General features: G+C 36.6%; 24 protein-coding genes and 1 pseudogene. 21 read left to right on the top strand and 4 right to left on the bottom strand.

The window, feature by feature from the left end; translation table 11 throughout:
* Positions 1 to 37: 37 nt before the first annotated feature.
* The 14 genes from rpsB (at position 38) to KDE13_RS02505 (ending at position 9,804) form a co-directional block, all read left to right on the top strand.
* Positions 38 to 832, top strand: a complete 795-nt coding sequence (gene rpsB / locus KDE13_RS02570; RefSeq protein ID WP_212139970.1) for a 30S ribosomal protein S2 — start codon at positions 38 to 40, stop codon at positions 830 to 832.
* Positions 832 to 1,896 (top strand): translation elongation factor Ts, encoded by a 1,065-nt coding sequence (gene tsf / locus KDE13_RS02565; protein WP_212139971.1) that lies wholly within the window; start codon positions 832 to 834, stop codon positions 1,894 to 1,896. Before rpsB ends, tsf begins: the two co-directional genes overlap by 1 nt.
* A 7-nt stretch (positions 1,897 to 1,903) precedes the next feature.
* A complete protein-coding gene (locus KDE13_RS02560; RefSeq protein ID WP_212142764.1) occupies positions 1,904 to 2,551 on the top strand; it encodes an ABC transporter ATP-binding protein in 648 nt (215 codons plus the stop codon).
* 69 nt (positions 2,552 to 2,620) lie between these two features.
* Positions 2,621 to 2,965, top strand: coding sequence for a hypothetical protein (locus tag KDE13_RS02555; protein WP_212139973.1), 345 nt, complete (start codon positions 2,621 to 2,623; stop codon positions 2,963 to 2,965).
* 22 nt (positions 2,966 to 2,987) lie between these two features.
* Positions 2,988 to 3,146, top strand: a complete 159-nt coding sequence (locus KDE13_RS02550) for a hypothetical protein (RefSeq protein ID WP_212142763.1) — start codon at positions 2,988 to 2,990, stop codon at positions 3,144 to 3,146.
* Positions 3,097 to 3,330, top strand: a complete 234-nt coding sequence (locus tag KDE13_RS02545; RefSeq protein ID WP_212142762.1) for a hypothetical protein — start codon at positions 3,097 to 3,099, stop codon at positions 3,328 to 3,330. Before KDE13_RS02550 ends, KDE13_RS02545 begins: the two co-directional genes overlap by 50 nt.
* Positions 3,331 to 3,370: 40 nt before the next feature.
* Positions 3,371 to 3,640, top strand: coding sequence for a hypothetical protein (locus KDE13_RS02540; protein WP_212142761.1), 270 nt, complete (start codon positions 3,371 to 3,373; stop codon positions 3,638 to 3,640).
* A gap of 81 nt (positions 3,641 to 3,721) precedes the next feature.
* A complete protein-coding gene (gene fliR / locus KDE13_RS02535) occupies positions 3,722 to 4,483 on the top strand; it encodes a flagellar biosynthetic protein FliR (RefSeq protein ID WP_212142760.1) in 762 nt (253 codons plus the stop codon).
* A gap of 62 nt (positions 4,484 to 4,545) precedes the next feature.
* Positions 4,546 to 5,892: a hypothetical protein gene (locus tag KDE13_RS02530; protein ID WP_212142759.1), complete on the top strand. Its 1,347-nt coding sequence runs from the start codon at positions 4,546 to 4,548 to the stop codon at positions 5,890 to 5,892.
* The gene (gene gmk, locus KDE13_RS02525; RefSeq protein WP_212139977.1) at positions 5,893 to 6,504 is read left to right on the top strand and encodes a guanylate kinase; all 612 of its coding nucleotides are present in this window, start codon (positions 5,893 to 5,895) and stop codon (positions 6,502 to 6,504) included.
* A gap of 62 nt (positions 6,505 to 6,566) precedes the next feature.
* Positions 6,567 to 6,779 carry a twin-arginine translocase TatA/TatE family subunit gene (tatA, locus tag KDE13_RS02520; protein ID WP_212139978.1) on the top strand — a complete coding sequence of 71 codons (213 nt, stop codon included), beginning with the start codon at positions 6,567 to 6,569 and terminating at the stop codon, positions 6,777 to 6,779.
* Between the two features lie 9 nt (positions 6,780 to 6,788).
* The gene (gene argS, locus KDE13_RS02515) at positions 6,789 to 8,375 is read left to right on the top strand and encodes an arginine--tRNA ligase (RefSeq protein WP_212142758.1); all 1,587 of its coding nucleotides are present in this window, start codon (positions 6,789 to 6,791) and stop codon (positions 8,373 to 8,375) included.
* Positions 8,375 to 9,382 (top strand): YeiH family protein, encoded by a 1,008-nt coding sequence (locus KDE13_RS02510; RefSeq protein WP_338083702.1) that lies wholly within the window; start codon positions 8,375 to 8,377, stop codon positions 9,380 to 9,382. The genes argS and KDE13_RS02510 overlap by 1 nt, the downstream gene beginning before the upstream one ends.
* Before the next feature lie 8 nt (positions 9,383 to 9,390).
* Positions 9,391 to 9,804 (top strand): SseB family protein, encoded by a 414-nt coding sequence (locus KDE13_RS02505; protein WP_212141584.1) that lies wholly within the window; start codon positions 9,391 to 9,393, stop codon positions 9,802 to 9,804.
* A gap of 369 nt (positions 9,805 to 10,173) precedes the next feature.
* Here the strand turns inward: KDE13_RS02505 and rsfS are convergent, their stop codons facing one another.
* Positions 10,174 to 10,500 carry a ribosome silencing factor gene (gene rsfS / locus KDE13_RS09785; protein ID WP_411508628.1) on the bottom strand — a complete coding sequence of 109 codons (327 nt, stop codon included), beginning with the start codon at positions 10,498 to 10,500 and terminating at the stop codon, positions 10,174 to 10,176.
* A gap of 48 nt (positions 10,501 to 10,548) precedes the next feature.
* Positions 10,549 to 11,058, bottom strand: a pseudogene (nadD, locus tag KDE13_RS09780) (nicotinate (nicotinamide) nucleotide adenylyltransferase); the annotation flags it as partial.
* 75 nt (positions 11,059 to 11,133) lie between these two features.
* On the opposite strand from nadD, the gene gap reads away from it, so the two are divergent.
* The 7 genes from gap (at position 11,134) to KDE13_RS02465 (ending at position 18,196) form a co-directional block, all read left to right on the top strand.
* A complete protein-coding gene (gap, locus tag KDE13_RS02495) occupies positions 11,134 to 12,135 on the top strand; it encodes a type I glyceraldehyde-3-phosphate dehydrogenase (protein ID WP_212142757.1) in 1,002 nt (333 codons plus the stop codon).
* 1 nt (position 12,136) lies between these two features.
* The gene (locus tag KDE13_RS02490; RefSeq protein WP_212142756.1) at positions 12,137 to 13,348 is read left to right on the top strand and encodes a phosphoglycerate kinase; all 1,212 of its coding nucleotides are present in this window, start codon (positions 12,137 to 12,139) and stop codon (positions 13,346 to 13,348) included.
* Between the two features lies 1 nt (position 13,349).
* On the top strand, positions 13,350 to 14,048 hold the full coding sequence (locus KDE13_RS02485; RefSeq protein ID WP_212142755.1) for a triose-phosphate isomerase: 699 nt from the start codon (positions 13,350 to 13,352) through the stop codon (positions 14,046 to 14,048).
* Positions 14,045 to 14,866 carry an enoyl-ACP reductase FabI gene (gene fabI, locus KDE13_RS02480; protein ID WP_212139984.1) on the top strand — a complete coding sequence of 274 codons (822 nt, stop codon included), beginning with the start codon at positions 14,045 to 14,047 and terminating at the stop codon, positions 14,864 to 14,866. Before KDE13_RS02485 ends, fabI begins: the two co-directional genes overlap by 4 nt.
* A 128-nt stretch (positions 14,867 to 14,994) precedes the next feature.
* Positions 14,995 to 16,017 (top strand): NADH:flavin oxidoreductase/NADH oxidase, encoded by a 1,023-nt coding sequence (locus KDE13_RS02475; protein WP_212142754.1) that lies wholly within the window; start codon positions 14,995 to 14,997, stop codon positions 16,015 to 16,017.
* Positions 16,018 to 16,061: 44 nt separating this feature from the next.
* On the top strand, positions 16,062 to 17,408 hold the full coding sequence (locus KDE13_RS02470; RefSeq protein ID WP_212142753.1) for an FAD-dependent oxidoreductase: 1,347 nt from the start codon (positions 16,062 to 16,064) through the stop codon (positions 17,406 to 17,408).
* 17 nt (positions 17,409 to 17,425) lie between these two features.
* Positions 17,426 to 18,196: a glycosyltransferase family 25 protein gene (locus KDE13_RS02465; RefSeq protein ID WP_212142752.1), complete on the top strand. Its 771-nt coding sequence runs from the start codon at positions 17,426 to 17,428 to the stop codon at positions 18,194 to 18,196.
* Here the strand turns inward: KDE13_RS02465 and KDE13_RS02460 are convergent.
* Both KDE13_RS02460 and KDE13_RS02455 read right to left on the bottom strand, forming a co-directional pair.
* Complete coding sequence (locus tag KDE13_RS02460; protein WP_212139988.1) at positions 18,191 to 18,940, bottom strand: glycosyltransferase family 2 protein; 750 nt, start codon at positions 18,938 to 18,940, stop codon at positions 18,191 to 18,193. The genes KDE13_RS02465 and KDE13_RS02460 overlap by 6 nt on opposite strands.
* Positions 18,937 to 19,716 carry a polysaccharide deacetylase family protein gene (locus KDE13_RS02455; protein WP_212142751.1) on the bottom strand — a complete coding sequence of 260 codons (780 nt, stop codon included), beginning with the start codon at positions 19,714 to 19,716 and terminating at the stop codon, positions 18,937 to 18,939. Before KDE13_RS02455 ends, KDE13_RS02460 begins: the two co-directional genes overlap by 4 nt.
* Positions 19,717 to 19,726 lie beyond the last annotated feature (10 nt).

Raw genomic sequence — 19,726 nt, 5'->3', positions numbered from 1 at the left:
AACTAAATTTCGGGCAAAGCCCACAAGGAGAACCATAATGGTAACAATGAGAGACTTACTAGAGTGTGGTGTTCATTTTGGACATCAAACACGCAGATGGAACCCAAAGATGAAAAAATTTATCTTTGGCGAGAGAAAAGGTATCTATATCATAGACCTACAAAAGACTATCCGCTACTTTCGCTACACATACAATATTGTTCGTGATGCAGCAGCTGAGGGTAAAACTATCCTGTTCGTCGGTACAAAAAAACAAGCTATTGAGGCGATAAAAGAGTATGCTGAAAAGTGTGGTATGCCATATGTTAATCATCGCTGGTTAGGCGGCATGATGACAAATTTTGGAACTATCCGTCAATCTATCCGTAAACTAGAGGTTATAGAGACTATGGAAGATGATGGTTCTATAAATTTATTGACTAAAAAAGAGGCTTTAATGCTTCGCCGTAAAAAAGAGAAATTGCTTGCTACTCTTGGCGGCATTAGAAATATGAAAAATTTACCAGATATGGTTTTTGTTATTGATACAGTTAAAGAAAAAATCGCCGTGCAAGAGGCAAATCGTCTAAAAATGCCAGTTATAGCTCCGATCGATACAAACTGCGACCCTGATGTTGTTGATTACCCAATCCCAGGAAACGATGATGCAATCCGTTCCGTTCAGCTTTTCTGCCAAGAGATGGCTGAAGCTATAAATGAGGGTAAATCACTTCTAGAGCAAGATGGTGGCATAGTAGCTGATGATAGCGAAGCAGTGAGTCAAGATGAGAAAGATGCGATTGTAGCTGAGGCTATTAGCGAAGATGACTTTGGTAGTGAGGATGATGCATAATGGAGATAACAGCACAAATGGTAAAAGAGCTCCGTGAATCAACCGGAGCTGGTATGATGGACTGCAAAAAGGCATTATCAGAGGCCAATGGCGATATGGATAAAGCAGTAGATATACTTCGTGAGAAAGGCTTAGGTCAAGCAGCAAAGAAGGCTGACCGCCTTGCTAGCGAAGGTCTAGTTAGTGTCGAAGTTTGTGAAAAATGCAAACAAGCAACTATTACAGAAATAAACTCTGAAACTGACTTTGTTGCGAGAAACCCACAATTTCAGGCACTTACAAAAGACACTACTGCACATATTCAAGCAAGTGGCATAAATAGCGTTGAAGAACTTAACGAAAGCACGATAAATGGTGTAAAATTTGAAGAGTATTTTAAGTCTCAAATCGCAACTATCGGCGAGAACCTAGTTGTTAGACGCTTTGAAACTATCACAGCTGGAGTAAACGGGGTGGTAAATGGCTACGTGCACTCAAATGGCCGTGTTGGCGTTTTGATTGCTGCGACTTGCGAGAATGAGGAAGTGGCTCAAAAAGCTCAAGAGTTTATAAGAAATTTATGTATGCACGCAGCAGCGATGAAACCAAGCGTTATAAGCTATAAAGACCTTGATAAAGACTTCGTTCAGAAGGAATTTATAGCACTTCGTGCAGAGTTAGAAAAGGATAATGAGGAGCTAAGACGCCTAGGTAAACCACTTCATCATATCCCTGAATACGCTAGTCGTTTGCAGCTAACTGACGATGTTATAGCAAGGGCTACGAAGGTTATTGAAGACGAGTTAAGAGCCGAGGGTAAGCCTGAGAAGATTTGGGATAAGATAATACCTGGCAAGATAGAGAGATTTTATGCGGATAACACTGTGCTAGATCAGCGTCTTACGCTTTTAGGTCAGTTTTATGTAATGGATGATAAAAAGACTATTGAGCAAGTTATAGCTGAAAAGAGTAAAGAGCTGGGTGGCAAGATAGAGATAGTAAAATATGTCCGTTTTGAGCTTGGTGAGGGACTTGAGAAAAAAGTGGATGACTTTGCAGCTGAAGTTGCAGCTCAAATAGGCTAAAATATAAATGGAAATTTTAAGAGCGTCTAATCTATGCTTTGCGTATGATTATACGCTCTTTGAAGATATAAATTTAACACTAAATGAGAGTGAAAGTACCGCTATATTAGGCGTCAGTGGATGTGGTAAATCAACTCTTTTGCATATACTTTCAACACTTCTAAAACCAAATCACGGTGAAGTTATTTATAATCAAAAATCTCTTTATTCGCTCCCACAAAATGAACTTATCAAAATTCGCCGATATGACTTTGGTATCATCTTTCAAGCACACTATCTTTTTAAGGGATTTAACGCACTTGAAAATATAGAACTTGCCAGTATCCTTTCAGATAAAGACATAGATAAATCACAGCTTGAAGCCCTAAAAATTACAAATATCCTTCATCAAAAAGTCGGAGAGCTTAGCGGTGGACAACAACAACGTGTAAGTATAGCACGTATATTAAGCAAAAAGCCACGTATCATTTTTGCTGATGAGCCGACTGGAAATTTAGATAAAAACACGGCACTGGATGTTATGCAAACACTATTTACCTACGCAAAAGATAATGCTGCAACTATCGTGCTAGTAACCCATGATAACGAGCTTGCTGCAAAGTGCGATCACGTCTATAAACTAGAAAATAAAGAGTTAACTAAAATTTCACTATAAATATACCAAATTTATTATTACTAAATTTAAATAATAATGATATAATTTATCATCTTAAAGGTAATAATTATGAATAGATATAAATTTAGTTTTATAAAATTTTTCTACACGTTTGACAAAAAGGCTTTAAAATTTATAAAAAAGCATCTGCTATTATCTTCGCTTGTTATTATTTTTATTTTTATTTCGTGGGTTTATATTACTTTAGTCTGCGGTATTAATAATATATATTTTTATATAGCTGCTCTTCTTGGAGCTTTTTCACCTTTAACGCCCGTAGATAAGCTAAAAAAAAGAGAACATAATTATGGGTATTTAATAGAAAAATATTGTTATTTTGGGTTTATTTCTATTGGAATGCTTAGTTATGTAATCAGTGTTTATACTTTTATTGTTATTAAATATTGTTATTAAAATAAATTAAAAAGGAGTTAATATGGAATGTAATGCAACTATTTCAGCGGAACTACCTTTAATGCATATATTAAATACAAATCAGCTTAATGTTGGAGTTGTGGAAAATATTACAAATTTAATACAAGTCGTTGCAAGATACGGTTTTTGCGAGAGTTGGTTTTATTGGAAGTGGCATTGATCTTGAAAGGATTAAAACTGATAGAGATAGAGTCGGAGATTATCTTGAAATTATGGGGGATATTATGGTTAGTATGATATTTCCTATTGGCATGTTTTCGCAGTTTAGAATGCTTCAAAAGAGTGGTTTTGCTATAAGTACTTTTGGCGGAGTTTTAAATCACTTAAATGAACATAGTATTTAGATATTTAATAATAAATAATCCAATAGAGTATATAAAAGAGTTGCAAGTTGGGCCACGAGCAGAACAGGACTATACCTACTGGCATGGAGATACTATTAAAGAGAATTTAGAGTACCTTTTAGAAACAAGTATGGCTAATGTTTACTGGAGAGTAGAGGGCAGGGATAATCAGCCAAAAATTGTTTTAATAAACACTACAAACTATATTGAGGCTATAGGCTCACTTAAAGAGGCACTAGAAAAAGACCCAACAGATATATACGGGTCTATTATAAAAGAATTAGAGAATGCGTGTTTATGGACTGATTGATAGTTAAATTTTTAAAATTTATCTACTTAATCCATATCAAATTTAAAATCAGCTAAAATTCCATAAAAAACAAAGGCATATATGGAGCTAGTGCAGTTTTTCGGTGCTGATAGAGTTATTACATTTATGCTCTTATTTGCTAGGCTTAGTGGGCTATTTGTATTTTTTCCATTTTTCTCCCATAATCAAATTCCGCTATCCGTTCGCACAGCCTTTACATTAGTGCTTTGTGTAGTGCTTTTGCCTATTGCGACACCGCATGATAGACAGATAAATTTTTTACTTTTTGAGATACTTAGTGAGCTACTTTTAGGATTTTGTGCTGGTATGGGGCTTACTATTGTTTTTGCCACTCTTATGTTAGTTGGCGAGCAGATCTCAATGGTTATGGGCTTTTCTATGGCGACTGTTATAGACCCACAAACTGGCACAAACTCGCCTATTGTAGCAAATATCTTAAATTTTATGGCTTTGCTTACATTTTTGATGTTTGATGGACATCATCTTGTTATTCAGTTTTACTCAAGCTCTCTTGCACATGTGCCACTTGGCGACTTTTATCCACGTTCTGGAGTGATGATTTATACACTAAAAGTGTTTGCAAATTTATTTATGTTTGGCTTTATTTTGGCATTTCCCATCATTGCACTTTCGTTACTTTCTGACCTTATCTTTGGTATGCTTATGAAGACGATGCCGCAGTTTAATCTACTAGTTATAGGCTTTCCTATTAAAATTTCAATAAGTATAGCTATTATGGCTGCTATACTTGCTGGTATTATGAAGGTAGCAACTGAGCTTTTACGGAATGTGCTAAACGACCTGCCATCTCTATTTTTCTAAAATTTAAGAAAATAGCAATGAAATTTATCATAAAATAAGGTTTAAGTTTAAAAGGAGATAAGATGAATGTCGCACTCGTGAATAAAAATCCCGCCGTCTCACGTCTAATAACTCTTAGTCTAAATAAAATAGGTATGTCTTATGCTGAGCTAGATAGCGTTGATGGGCTTAGTGACGATTACGGATATATTATAGTTGATAGCGATATTGATGTTGGCGAGTTTAAATTTCAAGCACCTGTTATGGCACTCATTCCACGTGGAGAGCAAAAGCCAGAGTTTGCTGATGTAGTGCTTGAAAAGCCTTTTTTACCGACTGAGTTTTTAGAGCTTTTTGAAAATAGCAAAGCAGAACTATCCAATGTAGGCAACAGCTTGGCACAGAGTGGGCTAAGTGATGATTTTAGTGATTTTGATAGTGCGATGAGTAATTTTGACGAACTTGAGAGTTTTGAGATACCTAGTATTGATGGCGATGACGATTTTGAGCTATCAAATTTAGATGATGAGTTTACAAGCGGTTCAGAAATTGATACGAGTGATTTAAAGAGTAGTTTAGAAGACGAGTTAGGCTTTGATGAAACACCTGCAGAGATTGCTGATGATAACTTAGATGAGATGGCTACTGATGATGTGAATATAGATAGTATAAATTTAGACGAGCCTTTGAGTGATGATGCGACTGAGCCATCTAGTGAAACAGAGCAGGAGGGATTGGACAGGCTTGATGATCTTAAATTTGATGAATCTTCCACTGTGGCTGAAGAAAAGAGCGAGATAGATGAACTAAGTGAGCTTGTTGATGAGATAGATAGCATGAACCAGTCCCAAAGCACTGAGATATACACTAAAAAAAGTGAGCTTGATGAGCTAGGACTTAATGAGAGTGATGACAAGAGCTTTATAGACGAGAGTAAAAGTAGTGAACTAGGACTTGATAAGATAAATGCGGATGGATTAAGTGATGAACTCGGTGATGATATAATCATTGATGAGCCTTTGAATGAGAATTTAGATTTAAAAGTTGATGAGCCAAACGATAGCAAGACAAGCCTAGATGACACACGAGATGGTTTTGATGATATTGATATGGATAAGTTTGCTAGCGAGACTAGTGAGTTGATTACTCAAGATGAGCTGATAGCAGATAACACTTTAGTAAGTAGTATAGATGAGATAGATGAGAGTTTGATGATGGAGGCATTTGGCTTAGTAAGCGAGAATACAACTCCTAAAAAAAGTGTAGTGACACAATCATTAAAGACAGATGAAACAAACGCTGATGAATTAAAAACAGAGCTTAGAGAAAAGATAGCTGAGCATATAAGTGCTTCGCTAAGTGAAAGTGTGTTAAAAGACGTGTTAAAAGATATGAATATTAAGATAAATATAAGCTTTGAGGAAAAGTAGTTGAAGGGTCAAATTTTAGTCATCTCAGGGCCTAGCGGTAGTGGCAAATCAACCCTTTTAAGCCGTCTTTTAAAAGAAATTCCAAATCTGTATTTTTCTATTTCAAGCACGACAAGGGAAATGAGGGACGGCGAGAGGGACGGCGTTGATTATCATTTTATAAGTGAAGATGAATTTAAAAATGGCATAGAAAATGGTGAATTTTTAGAGTGGGCACAGGTACACAAAAATTTTTATGGAACAAGTTTAAAGCCTGTGATGGACGCCCTAAAAAAGGGACAGATAGTTATATTTGACATTGATGTTCAAGGCTTTCATATCGTGCGTGAGAAGTTTAAAAATGAGCTTACATCGGTATTTATAACCACTACAAACAAGCGTGAGCTAAAAAAACGTCTGCAAAATCGCAACACAGATACGTCTCAAACTATAGAAAACCGTCTTATGAACGCAGTTGGTGAGATGGAGCATATATTAGAGTATGATTATTTTTTGATAAATGATGATCTGCAAAATAGCTATAAGGGGCTAAAGTCCATCGTGCATTCAATGCGGTTAAAAAGTTTGAATATAAATTTACGTGAAGTTGTTGATAATTGGATAGATTGCTAAAAACGTCAGTAAATTTAAAAAATTATGATAATATTGTATTTTAAATTTTAAAAGGAGAAAACGTGGCTATTGGAGTTAATCAATTACTTATTATTTTGGCGATTATCGTCTTGCTTTTTGGAGCGAAAAAGATACCAGAACTTGCAAAAGGACTTGGCAAAGGCATAAAAAGTTTTAAGGCCGAGATGGAAGAGCCTGTGCAAAAAGTAGAAGAGAAGCCTACTCAAACAGACATGAAAGAGACAGACATCAAAGAAACTACGAAAAACGCGTAGGACAAAGCTTTGAAAGAGATAGTAAAGGCTGAAATTTATAAGGTTTTAGAACGTGAGTTTGTGCTTGAAAAACCAAAAGATAGGAGTTTAGCTCACTATGCTACGCCGATGTTTTCACTCGCAAAGGAGCTTAAAAAATCTCCCGTCATCATAGCACAGGAATTTGCAGATAAATTTATTCAGAGCGAGATATTTGAGGCAAGTGCGGTAAATGGTTATCTAAATTTCAAGCTTAAGCCCAAATTTTTAGATGAAATTTCACACCAAGCTTTGCAAGATGGGGCTAAATTCGCTACTGGTAGTAGCAAGGAGGATGAGAGCTTATTTATAGAGTATATTAGTGCAAATCCAACTGGACCGCTGCATATCGGACACGTGCGTGGTGCGGTATTTGGAGATACTTTGGCACGTATTGGTAGGCATCTTGGGTATGAAATTTTTACTGAGTATTACATAAATGATGCTGGTAATCAAATAGACCTACTTGGCACATCTATTGCACTAGCAGCTCGTAATGAGCTATTTGGCGAGAGTGTAGAGTATCCTGAGAAATACTACCGTGGCGAATATATCATAAAGATCGCCAAACTAGCACTTGAAAAATTTGGTAAAGAGATTTTTTATAATAATGAGCGAACACTTGAACTCGCTGAGTTTGGAAAGGATATAGTGCTTGATATTATCAAAAAAGATCTAGCCGATGTTGGTATACATATACAAAGCTGGGCTAGCGAAAAGGCTCTTTATGGCAAACTTGATGCAACAATACAGAAGCTAAAACGCTCAAATCAAATGTATGAAAAGGATGGGGCAATTTATATAGCCTCTACCACACGTAGTGATGATAACGACCGAGTTGTAGTTCGAGATGATGGCAGACCAACGTATCTGGCTGGAGATATCGTCTATCATAATGACAAATTTGAACGTGGATATGATAGGTATGTTAATATATGGGGTGCAGATCATCACGGATATATCGCACGTTTAAAGGCTGCTATAAATTTTTTAGGATATGATGAGAATCGACTTGAGATAATCTTAATGCAAATGGTAAGTTTGTTAAAAGATGGCAAACCATACAAGATGAGCAAACGTGCCGGTAATGCGGTGCTGATGAGCGATATAGCCGAAGAGATCGGAGCTGATGCACTGAGATTTATCTTTATCAGTAAGGCAAATACAAGCAGTCTTGAGTTTGACATTGATGAGCTTAAAAAAGAGGATAGCTCAAATCCAATATATTATATCAACTACGCTCATGCACGGATAAATCAAATTTTTGGCAAAGCCAATAAGAGTGTAAATGACGTTATGAATGCTAGTTTTGATAGCCTCGATGAAAATGGTAAAAATTTATTATTTGAAGCACTTGTGTTACCTGAGGTATTGCAAGATGCTTATAGTTCAAGGCAGTTACAAAAGTTGCCTGATTATCTAAAAAGTCTAGCTGCTAGTTTCCATAAATTTTATAATGAAAATAGAGTGGTTGGCAGTGAAAATGAAGATAGCTTGCTTAAGCTCTTTGCTGTCGTGGCACTTTCTATTCGTACTGCACTATCACTTATAGGTATCAATGCAAAGGATAGAATGTAGTGAATGCCAAGGATGTGGTAAGTAAGCTAAAATCGTGGACTATACTCGTTGGCATATGCCTTTTATCGTTTGTTATTTCACACTTTACATTTTCTGCTCTACACCTTAGTCCGCTTATAATTACTATCATTGTAGGGGCATTATTTGGTAATATCTTTACTCAAAGTGCTAAAAATTTAAAGTACAACGGCACTTTGGGCTTTGCTACAAAGCAAATTTTAAGGCTTGGCATTATACTTTTTGGCTTTAAACTAAGCCTTGCAGATATTCAAAGTGTTGGTATGATAGGCGTTTTATTCGCTTTTTTTATAGTTTTTAGTACTTTTGGTATTGGTTGTGTGATTGGCAAGATGCTGGGGCTTGACGCTAAAAGTTTTATGTTAATTAGTTCAGGTTCTAGCGTGTGCGGTGCGGCAGCTGTTTTATCAAGCGAAAGTGTGCTAAATGGTGGTGGTTCACGTGTAGCAGTGGCTATTTGCACGGTCGTTGTCTTTGGCACAATAGGTATGTTTGTCTATCCGATTTTGTTTAAGGCTTTAGATTTAAATGAGCTTGAGATGGGTTACATCATAGGTGGATCGCTTCATGAAGTGGCTCACGTAGTCGCAGCTGGTGCGGCAGTAAATGAGCAGGTGCAAGGTATGGCTGTCATCATAAAGATGTTGCGTGTGCTTATGCTTGTGCCGTTTTTGTTATTTTTAGTGATTTTAAATTTAAAACTCTCAGGTACTTTAAGTTTAACAAGCGTAAAGGCAAATGTGCCGTGGTTTGCACTCTGGTTTTTAGTAGCTATTGGTGTAAATTCTTTATCTTTTTTTCCGCACGAGATGGCTCCTGTGATAGACTTTATAGACACTATGCTTTTAAGTATTGCTATGGGTGCTTTGGGTATAGGTATAGATAAAAATGTCTTAAAAAACGCTGGTAAAAAGCCATTTGTCTTAGCGATTGTTATGTTTATTTGGCTGTTTTTAGCTTGTTTTGTATTTGTTAAAAATTTTATTTAAAGGGCGATATGAAGTTAAAAGAGATGATGGCTAGATTTAATACTAGCCCAAGTGCAGCAAATGAAAAAGCTCTTTTAGACGAGCTTTTAAAAGCAGAGTTTTTAGCTCCTATTTTATTTGCTGCTCCACTTGCAAAGCCTGATGGCGGTGCGGTGTATGAAGAGGAAGGTTCAAATATAAAATTTGTTATATTGCAAGATGAGCAAGATGGAGGCGATGGCTATTTTCCAGCTTTTACGAGCAGAGATGAACTACAAAAATGGCGAAATGATAGTGAGGCTGAGGTATTAAATTTACGCCTAAAAGATTATGCGGCGATACTCTTTGTGCCTGAAAATAAATATCAAGGTGTAGTTATAGACGCATTTAGTGATAATTTGATGCTTGATATTAAATTTTTTAAAGCGATATTTAAGAGATGAGTTTGAATTATTTTAAAGTAGCTAAAAATTTTTGTTAGATTATGAGTAAAAAGATGGCTGACCGATATTTTATATTAATTAGTGGCATAAAAGTTTGCTGTATTTACTAGAAAATTTTTAAAAATTTCTTTTTTATTAATGGAGCAGAGGAAAAATTACATTCTGCTTTGTGGTTATAAAGCAAAAACATAACCTTATCTCTTAATAATAAAATTTTATAATCACATAAACGCATTTTGTAATTTTAAACGTGATATATCGTGTTTAAAATTACATTTTTATTTAGTCGTGACTATTATTTGTTATGTTGCAGATATTGTCCATTGCGTTAATTTTATTATCAATATTATCGCATTAATTCTAATATTCTTACTCCCTTTCAGCTTTTATCTTATTTAAAAACTCTTCTATGTTGTATTTTGCACGATATTCCGAGCTCATTAAGTGTATTAGCATATCGCCTAAGTCACACACAGTCCAGTCAGCTGAGCTCTCAATAGCTAAAAACTGCTCGCCAAGTGGTTTTAGCTTCTCTTTTAGTTCTTCTGTCAAAGATAGAGTGTGTCGCTCACCCATTGTTGTTGCAATAACTACAAATTTGACGAAATAGTCACGATCTGACATATCAAAAGCTTGTATCTCTTCTGCTTTTTTCTCATCTAAAATTTTTACTATGCTATCTATTCGCTCTTGTATCGGCTTTTCTACCATATTTTGTCCTTTATAAAATTTAATAACTTCGTTTTTTATCCTACCATCTAGCTCACTTAAGCCTTGCGAATGGCGTATCTGAGATGAACTAATGTTAACATTTATATCCATTTTTTGCAAATTTTTAGGTATACTTATGTGATTTCGCTCGGCTATGATAAAATGCACCAGCTTTTTTAACCGCTTAAATTCATGCCATTTGCTAAGTGTAGAAAGATGATCGGCTCCGACTATGAGATATAAATTTAATATATCATAAGTAGCATAAAGATGCTCAACGCTCTCTATCGTAGGCACTGGTCGATTTTGAGAGATCTCAAATTCGCTTATACTCACGCCATTTAGCTCACCCCATATACACCGCACCCATTTTAGCCTAAGCTGTGGTGGTGCGGAAAATTCGCTTTTAAAAGGACTTATGTAAGTTGGCATAATGATAAGCTTATCGATATTAAGCTCATTTAACGCCATTTTGACTATATGATCGTGTCCTGAGTGTGGTGGGTCAAAGCTACCACCAAAAAGTGCTATATTTACGCCCAAATTTTGCCCTATTTATATTTAGTTTTAACCTATTTTTTTGTAAAATTAAAACGTATTATATCAAAAGGAACTAAGATGTCAGTTAAAATAGCAATAAATGGCTTTGGACGGATCGGAAGGTGTGCGGCACGAATTATACTTGAACGCGATGATTGCGAGCTTGTAGCGATAAACGATACCGCAAAGCGTGATATGACACGCTACTTACTTAAATTTGACAGCGTTCATGGGGAGTTTAGACACGATGTGAACGTGATAAATGATGATTATATAAGTGTGGATGGTAAAAAGATAAAAGTATTTTCAACAAGAGACGCAAATGAGCTTGACTTTGCTGGGCGTGGTGCAGATGTGGTGCTTGAGTGTACTGGGGCAAATTTAACTAGCGAGAAGTGTCAGCCATTTTTGAATAATGGCATCAAAAAAGTCGTTATGTCAGCCCCTGCAAAGGATGATACGGCGACGTATGTAATAGGCGTAAATACAGATAGCTACAAAGGTGAGGCGATCATCTCAAACGCAAGTTGCACGACAAACTGCCTTGCTCCAGTTGCAAAGGTTTTAGATGAGAAATTTGGCATAGCAAAAGCGTTAATGACGACTATCCACGCATATACTCATGGGCAGAGCATTTTAGATGTTAAAGCAAAGGACTTTCGCAGGAGCCGTGCAGCTGCGGTAAATTTGATCCCAACTACAACAGGTGCAGCAAAAGCTATAAGCAAGGTGTTGCCACAGCTTAGTGGTAAGATGCATGGACAGGCTATACGTGTGCCGGTGCCTAATGTCTCACTTGTAGATCTTACCGCTGTGTTAAATCGTCAAACAAGTGTAGAAGAGATAAATGAGACATTTCGTGAGGCTGCAAAGATGAGCTTTAAAGATAAAATTTTTATAGATGATGAGTTTAAAGTTTCGAGCGATTTTATGAGCCATCCAGCAAGTTCTATCTTTGTAACCGACACAACACAAGTCATCTGTGGTGATATGGTAAAAGTTTTAGCGTGGTATGATAATGAGTGGGGATATTCAGCACGTTTAGTTGATATGGGCGTATTTGTCGCTAAAAGGGGCTAATATGAGCGATATTATCTCTATTAAAGATATTGATATCTCTGGTAAGCGTGTCTTTATAAGATGTGATTTTAACGTGCCGATGGATGAGTTTAATAACATCACAGACGACCGCCGTATAGTATCTGCCATACCTACGATAAAATACTGCTTAGATCGCGGTTGTAGTATCGTTTTGGCTTCACATTTAGGACGCCCTAAAAATGGCTATGAAGAGAGCTTGTCTTTAAAGCCAGTAGCAAAAAGATTGGGATTTATTCTGCATACTGACATAGTTATGGCTAATGATATTATCGGTTCTGACGCAAAAGCAAAAGTAGCAAATTTAAAAGATGGTGAGATTTTACTTCTTGAAAATCTACGTTTTGAAAAGGGCGAGACGAAAAATGATGAAAACTTGGCTCGTGAGCTTAGTAAATACGCACAAATTTATATAAATGACGCATTTGGCGTCTGCCATAGGGCTCATAGCTCAGTTAAGGCGATAACTAAATTTTATGATGAGAGTCGTAGGGCGGCTGGATTTTTACTACAAAAAGAGATAGATTTTGCTGAAAGGCTTATAAAGCGTCCAGCTCGTCCATTCGTAGCAGTTGTCGGCGGTAGTAAGGTAAGCGGAAAGCTACAAGCTCTAATAAATTTACTTCCACGTGTTGATAAGCTTATCATCGGTGGCGGTATGGCATTTACGTTTTTAAAGGCACTTGGTGAAAATATCGGCAATTCATTGCTTGAAGAGGATTTAGTAGGCGAGGCCTTAAATATTCTTAAAAAAGCAAAAGAGCTAGGTGTAAAAATTTATCTGCCAGTTGATGTAGTGGCAGCTCAGACCTTCTCAAACGATAGTGCGATAAAATTTGTAACCGCCCAAGAGATCCCGTCTGGTTGGATGGGGCTAGATATAGGACCAGCGACAACTAGGCTTTTTAAGACAGCTATTGCAGATGCTCAGACTATTTGGTGGAATGGACCAATGGGTGTTTTTGAGATGGATAAATTCTGCAAAGGTAGTATAAAGATGAGTCACTATATCGCAGAGAGTCACGCTACGACTGTTGTCGGCGGTGGCGATACGGCGGACGTTACACAGCGAGCCGGGGATGCTGATGAGATGACATTTATCTCAACTGGCGGTGGAGCTAGTTTGGAGCTAATAGAGGGTAAAGAGTTGCCCGGAGTAAAACCACTTAGACGTGATAGTGGCGAGGATGCATAAGATGGGCGGATTTAAATTTGCAGCAAATTTAAAGTGCAATCACACAAGAGCAAGTTTTAGTGAGTATGCTAAAATTTTAAATGAAAATTTAAGTCAAGATAATGATGTGGTTGTATTTGCACCATTTTCCGCACTTGAAAATGGCTCGTTTAAATTTAAGTTAGCCGCACAGAATTTCTATCCATGCGAGAGTGGGGCATTTACTGGTGAGATAGGCTCAGCTCAGCTTGATGAGTTTGGTATAAAAAGTGTTTTGATAGGACACTCTGAAAGACGTGAAATTTTAAGCGAGAGCGAGAGATTTTTACGCCAGAAATTTGATTATGCTGTGAAAAAGGGCTGGGAGATTTATTACTGTGTTGGCGAAAATTTGGATGTTTTTGAAAGAGGAGCGACAAAGGAGTTTTTATCAGTCCAGCTTAGCAATATTGATCTAAGCTACGCAAATTTAACTATCGCTTACGAGCCTATTTGGGCGATTGGCACTGGCAGGAGTGCAAGTGCAAAACAGATCGCAGATATATTAAATTTTATCGCGACAAAGACTACCGCACCGCTACTTTACGGAGGTAGCGTCAATGCTAAAAATATAAGCGAGATAGCTAGTATTAAAAGCTGTAGCGGAGTGCTTGTTGGTACTGCTAGTTGGGATGCAAATAATTTTATAAATTTAATCGACGAAACAAAGGGTAAAAAATGATAATGCAGGGTAAAAAGGGTCTAATAGTAGGCGTGGCAAATGCAAAATCAATTGCTTATGGTATAGCCGAGCAGTGCCATAAGGCTGGGGCAGAGTTGGCTTTTACATTCTTAAATGATGCTCTTAAAAAGCGTGTAGAGCCTATCGCAAAGGAGTTTGGATCAAATTTTATATATGAACTTGATGTTAATAACGATGAGCATTTAAACGATATTGCTAAAAAGATAAAGTCAGACTTTGGCGAGATAGACTTTGTCGTCCATGCGGTTGCTTTTGCTCCAAAAGAGGCATTAGAGGGTGAGTTTATAGACACTACAAAAGAGGCATTTAACATCGCTATGCAAACGAGTGTTTTTTCTTTGGTATCGTTAACAAAGGCGGTGCTACCGGTGTTAAAACAAGGTGGTGCGGTGCTTACGCTTAGCTACCTTGGTGGACCAAAATTTATACCGCATTATAATGTAATGGGTGTAGCAAAGGCAGCTCTTGAAAGCTCTGTGCGTTACTTAGCACATGATCTTGGTAGACGTAACATCCGTGTCAATGCCATCAGTGCAGGACCGATAAAAACACTTGCGGCAAGTGGCATAGGAGACTTTCGTATGATACTAAAATACAACGAAGTAAATGCACCACTAAAACGCAACGTAAATACCGAAGATGTCGGCAAGAGTGCTATGTATCTGCTTAGCGATCTAGCTAGTGGCGTAACTGGAGAGGTTCATTATGTTGATTGTGGATACAATATAATGGGGATGGGAGATATAGCAGTAGATGAGGAAGGCAATACAATCCTAGCTTGGGATGCACATAAATAAAATTTTTATCTTTAAGCAAGTTTGTAAATTTAAAACTATGGTAGGTTATATGCCTGGCCTTGTTTAAAACCAAATTCAAGCTTTTGTCTTTTTGCAAATTTAAATTTATTAGCTTTGAAAGGATAAATATGGCTCAAATTTTAACGCCGTTTAATATTGGTGATGTAGAGATTAAAAATCGCATCGTGATGCCACCTATGTGTATGTATAAAGCAAAGGATAATAATGGCAAACCACGCTGTTTTCACCGCACTCACTACGCAGCACGCTCCTTGGGTGGTGTAGGACTTATCATAGTTGAGGCGACTGCTGTATCACTTGATGGTCGCATAAGCGTAAACGACCTTGGACTTTGGAGTGATGAGCAAATAGCCGATCATGAAAGGCTAGTAAAAGATGCATCAAAATATGGTGCGATTATGGCGATTCAACTAGCTCACGCTGGACGCAAAAGTATGGCGACAGCTGAGCCAATTGCTCCAAGTGCTATTAAATTTAGTTCAGAATACGCTACTCCAAAGGCGATGAGTGCGGATGAGATAGTTAAATTTAAAGCAAATTTCGTTGCTGCCGCTAAAAGAGCGGAACAAGCAGGGTATAAACTCATAGAGATCCATGCCGCACATGGCTATCTTATAAATGAATTTTTAAGTAAAGTTGCAAATACTCGCACAGACGCATATGGCGGTAGTTTTGAAAATAGAACTAGGCTTTTAAAGGAGATTTTGACGGAGGTGAAAGCTGCTGTAAATGTACCTGTGGGTGTTCGCATTAGTGCGGATAGCTGGTTAAAAGCAGATTATGATATAAGCGAGACGATTGAGCTTTGTCGCGAGCTAGAATGCTTAGGCGTTTCATTTTTGCATATCTCAGCGGGAGGTATTCACGAGCAAGTTGATAATGCACCAAAATTTGAGCCACTTTATCAGTGTGGCTACGCTAAGGCGGTTAAAAATGTCGTAAAAGTACCAGTCATTGCAGTGGGTCTTATTACGACAGCTGAGCAGGGTGAAGAAATTTTAAAAAATGGTATTTGTGACGCCGTCGCTTACGGCAGAGAGTTGCTGAGAAATCCAAATTTTGCATTCACAGCTATGTTACGATTTGGAGCAAGGGAACAGATAGATCGCTCATATTTACGTGCTTTTTGATATGTTTTTGGTATGATATTTTAAATTTATCTTTGGGGTTTTAAATGAAGCAGAAACATTTTGATGTAGTTATAGTTGGTGCTGGTACGAGTGGGACGGCACTATTTTATGAACTTGCAGCGTTTTCTGACATAAAACGTGTGGCACTTTTGGAAAAATATGAAGGCGTGGCAACTCTAAATTCAAACGGTAGGGGTAACTCGCAGACTATTCACTGCGGAGACATCGAGACAAACTACACGATACAGAAGGCTAAAAAAGTTAGTCGTGTAGCCCAAATGCCTATAAAATACGCCCTAAAATACGGCTATAACGAAAAATTTATGTTTGCTCATCAAAAGATGGTGCTAGGCGTAGGCGATGAAGAGGTGGCTAGATTGATGGCGAGATATGATGAATTTAAGGAGATTTTCCCATATTTAGAGCTTTATAAAAAAGATGATTTAAAAGAGATTGAGCCAAATTTAATTTTTGACGCACGTGGTAACGAACGTCCTGAAAATCTTGTAGCTATGGGCGTAAAAGACGGTCAATACACTACAATGGATTTTGGTGCAATGAGTAATTCACTCGTTAAAAACGCCAAAGATTTAGGTGGAGATGGATATGAGTTAAGCCTAAATTGCAAAGTTGAAGAGATTAAAAAAATAGGTGACACTTTTTACATAAAAACTAGCGATAAACAAGCAATCACCGCAGACTTTGTTGTAGTAGATGCTGGTGCTCACTCGCTCTATATAGCTCACAAAATGGGCTATGGTTTGCACCTTAGTGCTCTACCTGTGGCCGGAAGCTTTTATTTTGTCAATAAACGGCTACTAAACGGCAAGGTTTATATGATGCAAAACGAAAAGTTACCATTTGCCGCACTGCACGGCGATCCTGATATACTTGCAAACGGCAACACTCGATTTGGACCAACTGCTCTTGCAATGCCAAAGCTTGAGCGTTATCACGGTAACTCAAGCTTTTTTGAATTTCTTTCATCACTTAAATTCGATAAAAATGTTTTTGATGTATTTAAAGATCTACTTAAAGATGATGAGATACGTGCATATATCGGACGAAATTTTTTGTTTGAAGTGCCATTTATTAACAAGCGTGAATTTGCCAAAGATGTCAGAAAGATCGTGCCTAGCATAACAGCAGATGATTTAGTCTATGCTCATAAATTTGGTGGCGTTCGTCCGCAGATTATAAATAGAGAGAGTAAAAAACTAGAGCTTGGCGAAGGACGTATAAGCACTGATGATGGCGTGATATTTAATATTACGCCAAGCCCAGGAGCTACAAGTTGTTTTGAGATGGCCCATACAGATATGATACAAATTTGTGCGTATCTTGGTAAAAACTACGATATTGATAAATTTAATGTAGAGTTTTTTGAATAGTTTTCGGGGATAAAATTTTGAAATATCCTGTTTATGTTGTCTCCTTGCAACGTGATGAATTGCGTAGAGAAAATTTACAAAAAATCTTTAAAAACTATGATAAATTTGAGATAGTAGACGCAGTTGATGGCAGGATATTAAACGCAAAGGATTATTATGATGCTGTGCTTCCAAGTATCGCAGCAAACTATAAAACTCCACAAATTTTAAGTCCATCTGAGCTTGGTTGCACACTTTCTCATATAAAAGTTTATGAGAAATTTTTATCAGGATCTGCACCATATGCTCTTGTTTTAGAAGATGATGTGATAGGTAATGATGAAGGGATATTTAAAGCATTTGATATGTTAAAAAATATCAGTGAAAATTCAATACTAATATGTGGAGCACAAGATGGTTTAGACAGTCGTTTTAGTGCTTTTGGTAGGCGAATTTGTGATGATTTATTTTTAGTTCCTATATATAGCTATCGTTATATATTTCGAACGACTGCATATATCATTACACGAAAATCTGCTGAAAATTTGCTAAATTTTTATAAAAATATAAATTACACTTTAGCTGACGCTTGGGATATAACGCTATCACATCAAAATATAAAGATGTATTTTGCAGATATTTTTAGCCATCCAGATGACATAAGTAACTCTGGCATACAGACAGAAAGAGATACTAAGAGTACTGTATATAAGATGCTTTCTAGGCCAAAATGGCGTAGAGCCATAACAAGATTAAGGTGCTTGTTTTATAGATATTTTGATAAAAATGAGATGATTTTTAGATCATAATTTATCCTTAAGATATGCCTCATAAAGCTTTGCTTCTTTTAAAAATGCATAAAAGGCGAGATTGGTGGCAGATATAAAGCCGCTAACTCCATTTAAAAAATTTCGTTTTATTATGTATGATTTGCAAAATGCTAGTGGAAAGATAAATACGAGCTTTATGATCGAAAAACTTTTATGCTTCTGAAATTTTTCTATAGCACGTAGTGTTGAGTAAGCATTTATCTTGTCTATGTGTGTATTTAATTCGTTACTGCCGTAATCATAGATAAAGTTATTACTTTTTTTTACTTGTCCGGTAAATTTGATACTTTCATGCACTAGCTTTTTAGGATAAAAACCAAGTGAGCGTTTAAAAAATCTTATACGAGTTATAAATTTACAAAGCCTATGTGGAAAACGTCCTAGATACTGACTTGATATATTAACTTCAAGTGCGTCTGTATCGTCGTTAGCTATTGTTTTGATTATCTCATTTTTTAGCTCACTGCTTAGCTCTTCGTCTGCGTCAAGGTTTAAAACCCACTCGTTTTTACATAAATTTTTAGCAAATTCTTTTTGTTGTGAGTAGCCTAAAAAGTCTTGATGAGTTATATTTGTAGTGTAGTTTTTAGCTATATTTAGTGTATTATCAGTACTTCCGCTATCAACGATAACTATCTCATCAAAGTCTTTTACACTTTCAAGCACTCTTTTTATATGTTTTTCTTCATTTTTTGTGATTATAAAAACTGAAGCTTTTATCATATTTTATTCCTAATTCTACTAAATTTAAGCCAAAAGTCAAAAAAGCTTTCTGTGCCTAGCACTCCGATACGTTTTATCATAAATTTATCATCACCTATCTCATAAAGTCCGCGTTTGACGATGACAGCGTTTGTGTAGCCTACTTCTTTCGCGATACGCACGATATTTTCATCAAATTTACCGTAAGGATAGGCTAGACTTACGCAACTTTTACCTGTGAGTTTTTCAACTTGCTCTTTTGAGTTTTTTAGTTCTATTTGAGCATCGTTTGGATTGATTTTTGTGAGATTTACGTGGTTTAGCGTGTGAGCTCCAAACTCTACTAAACCTGAGTTTTGCAAAGCAATTATTTGCTTATTATCTAGCATTTGCAAATGGTGCTTTAGCCCCTTTTCCCAGTAATTTTGCTCTTTATTTGGTACAAGATATATAGTGGCTTTTAGATTAAAACGCCTTAAAATTTCAAAAGCATTTGTGTAGTTGTCTGCATAACCATCATCAAATGTGATACAGAAGGCCTTTGGTGGCAAATTTTTAAGTGCTACTAGCTCACTTATAAAGTAGCTTTTAAAACCATTTTTGCTTAAATATCTCATCTGAGATTCAAAATCTTTTGGTTTCACACGCCATTTATCAAATTTTTCGCCCATATGCTCACTTATAGAGTGATACATCAGCACTCTTGCTTTTGTGTGGCTTTGAGGCACTCTCCACCAATTGTAACGTAATGAAAATATGATAAATGCTAAAGCCAAAAGTGTATAAATAATACTCATCTTTTATCTA

The organism is Campylobacter anatolicus, from assembly GCF_018145655.1.
In the GTDB taxonomy this organism is placed as follows: domain Bacteria; phylum Campylobacterota; class Campylobacteria; order Campylobacterales; family Campylobacteraceae; genus Campylobacter_A; species Campylobacter_A anatolicus.
Note: the sequence above shows the minus strand (reverse complement) of the source record. Positions and strands in the feature narration are given on the sequence as shown.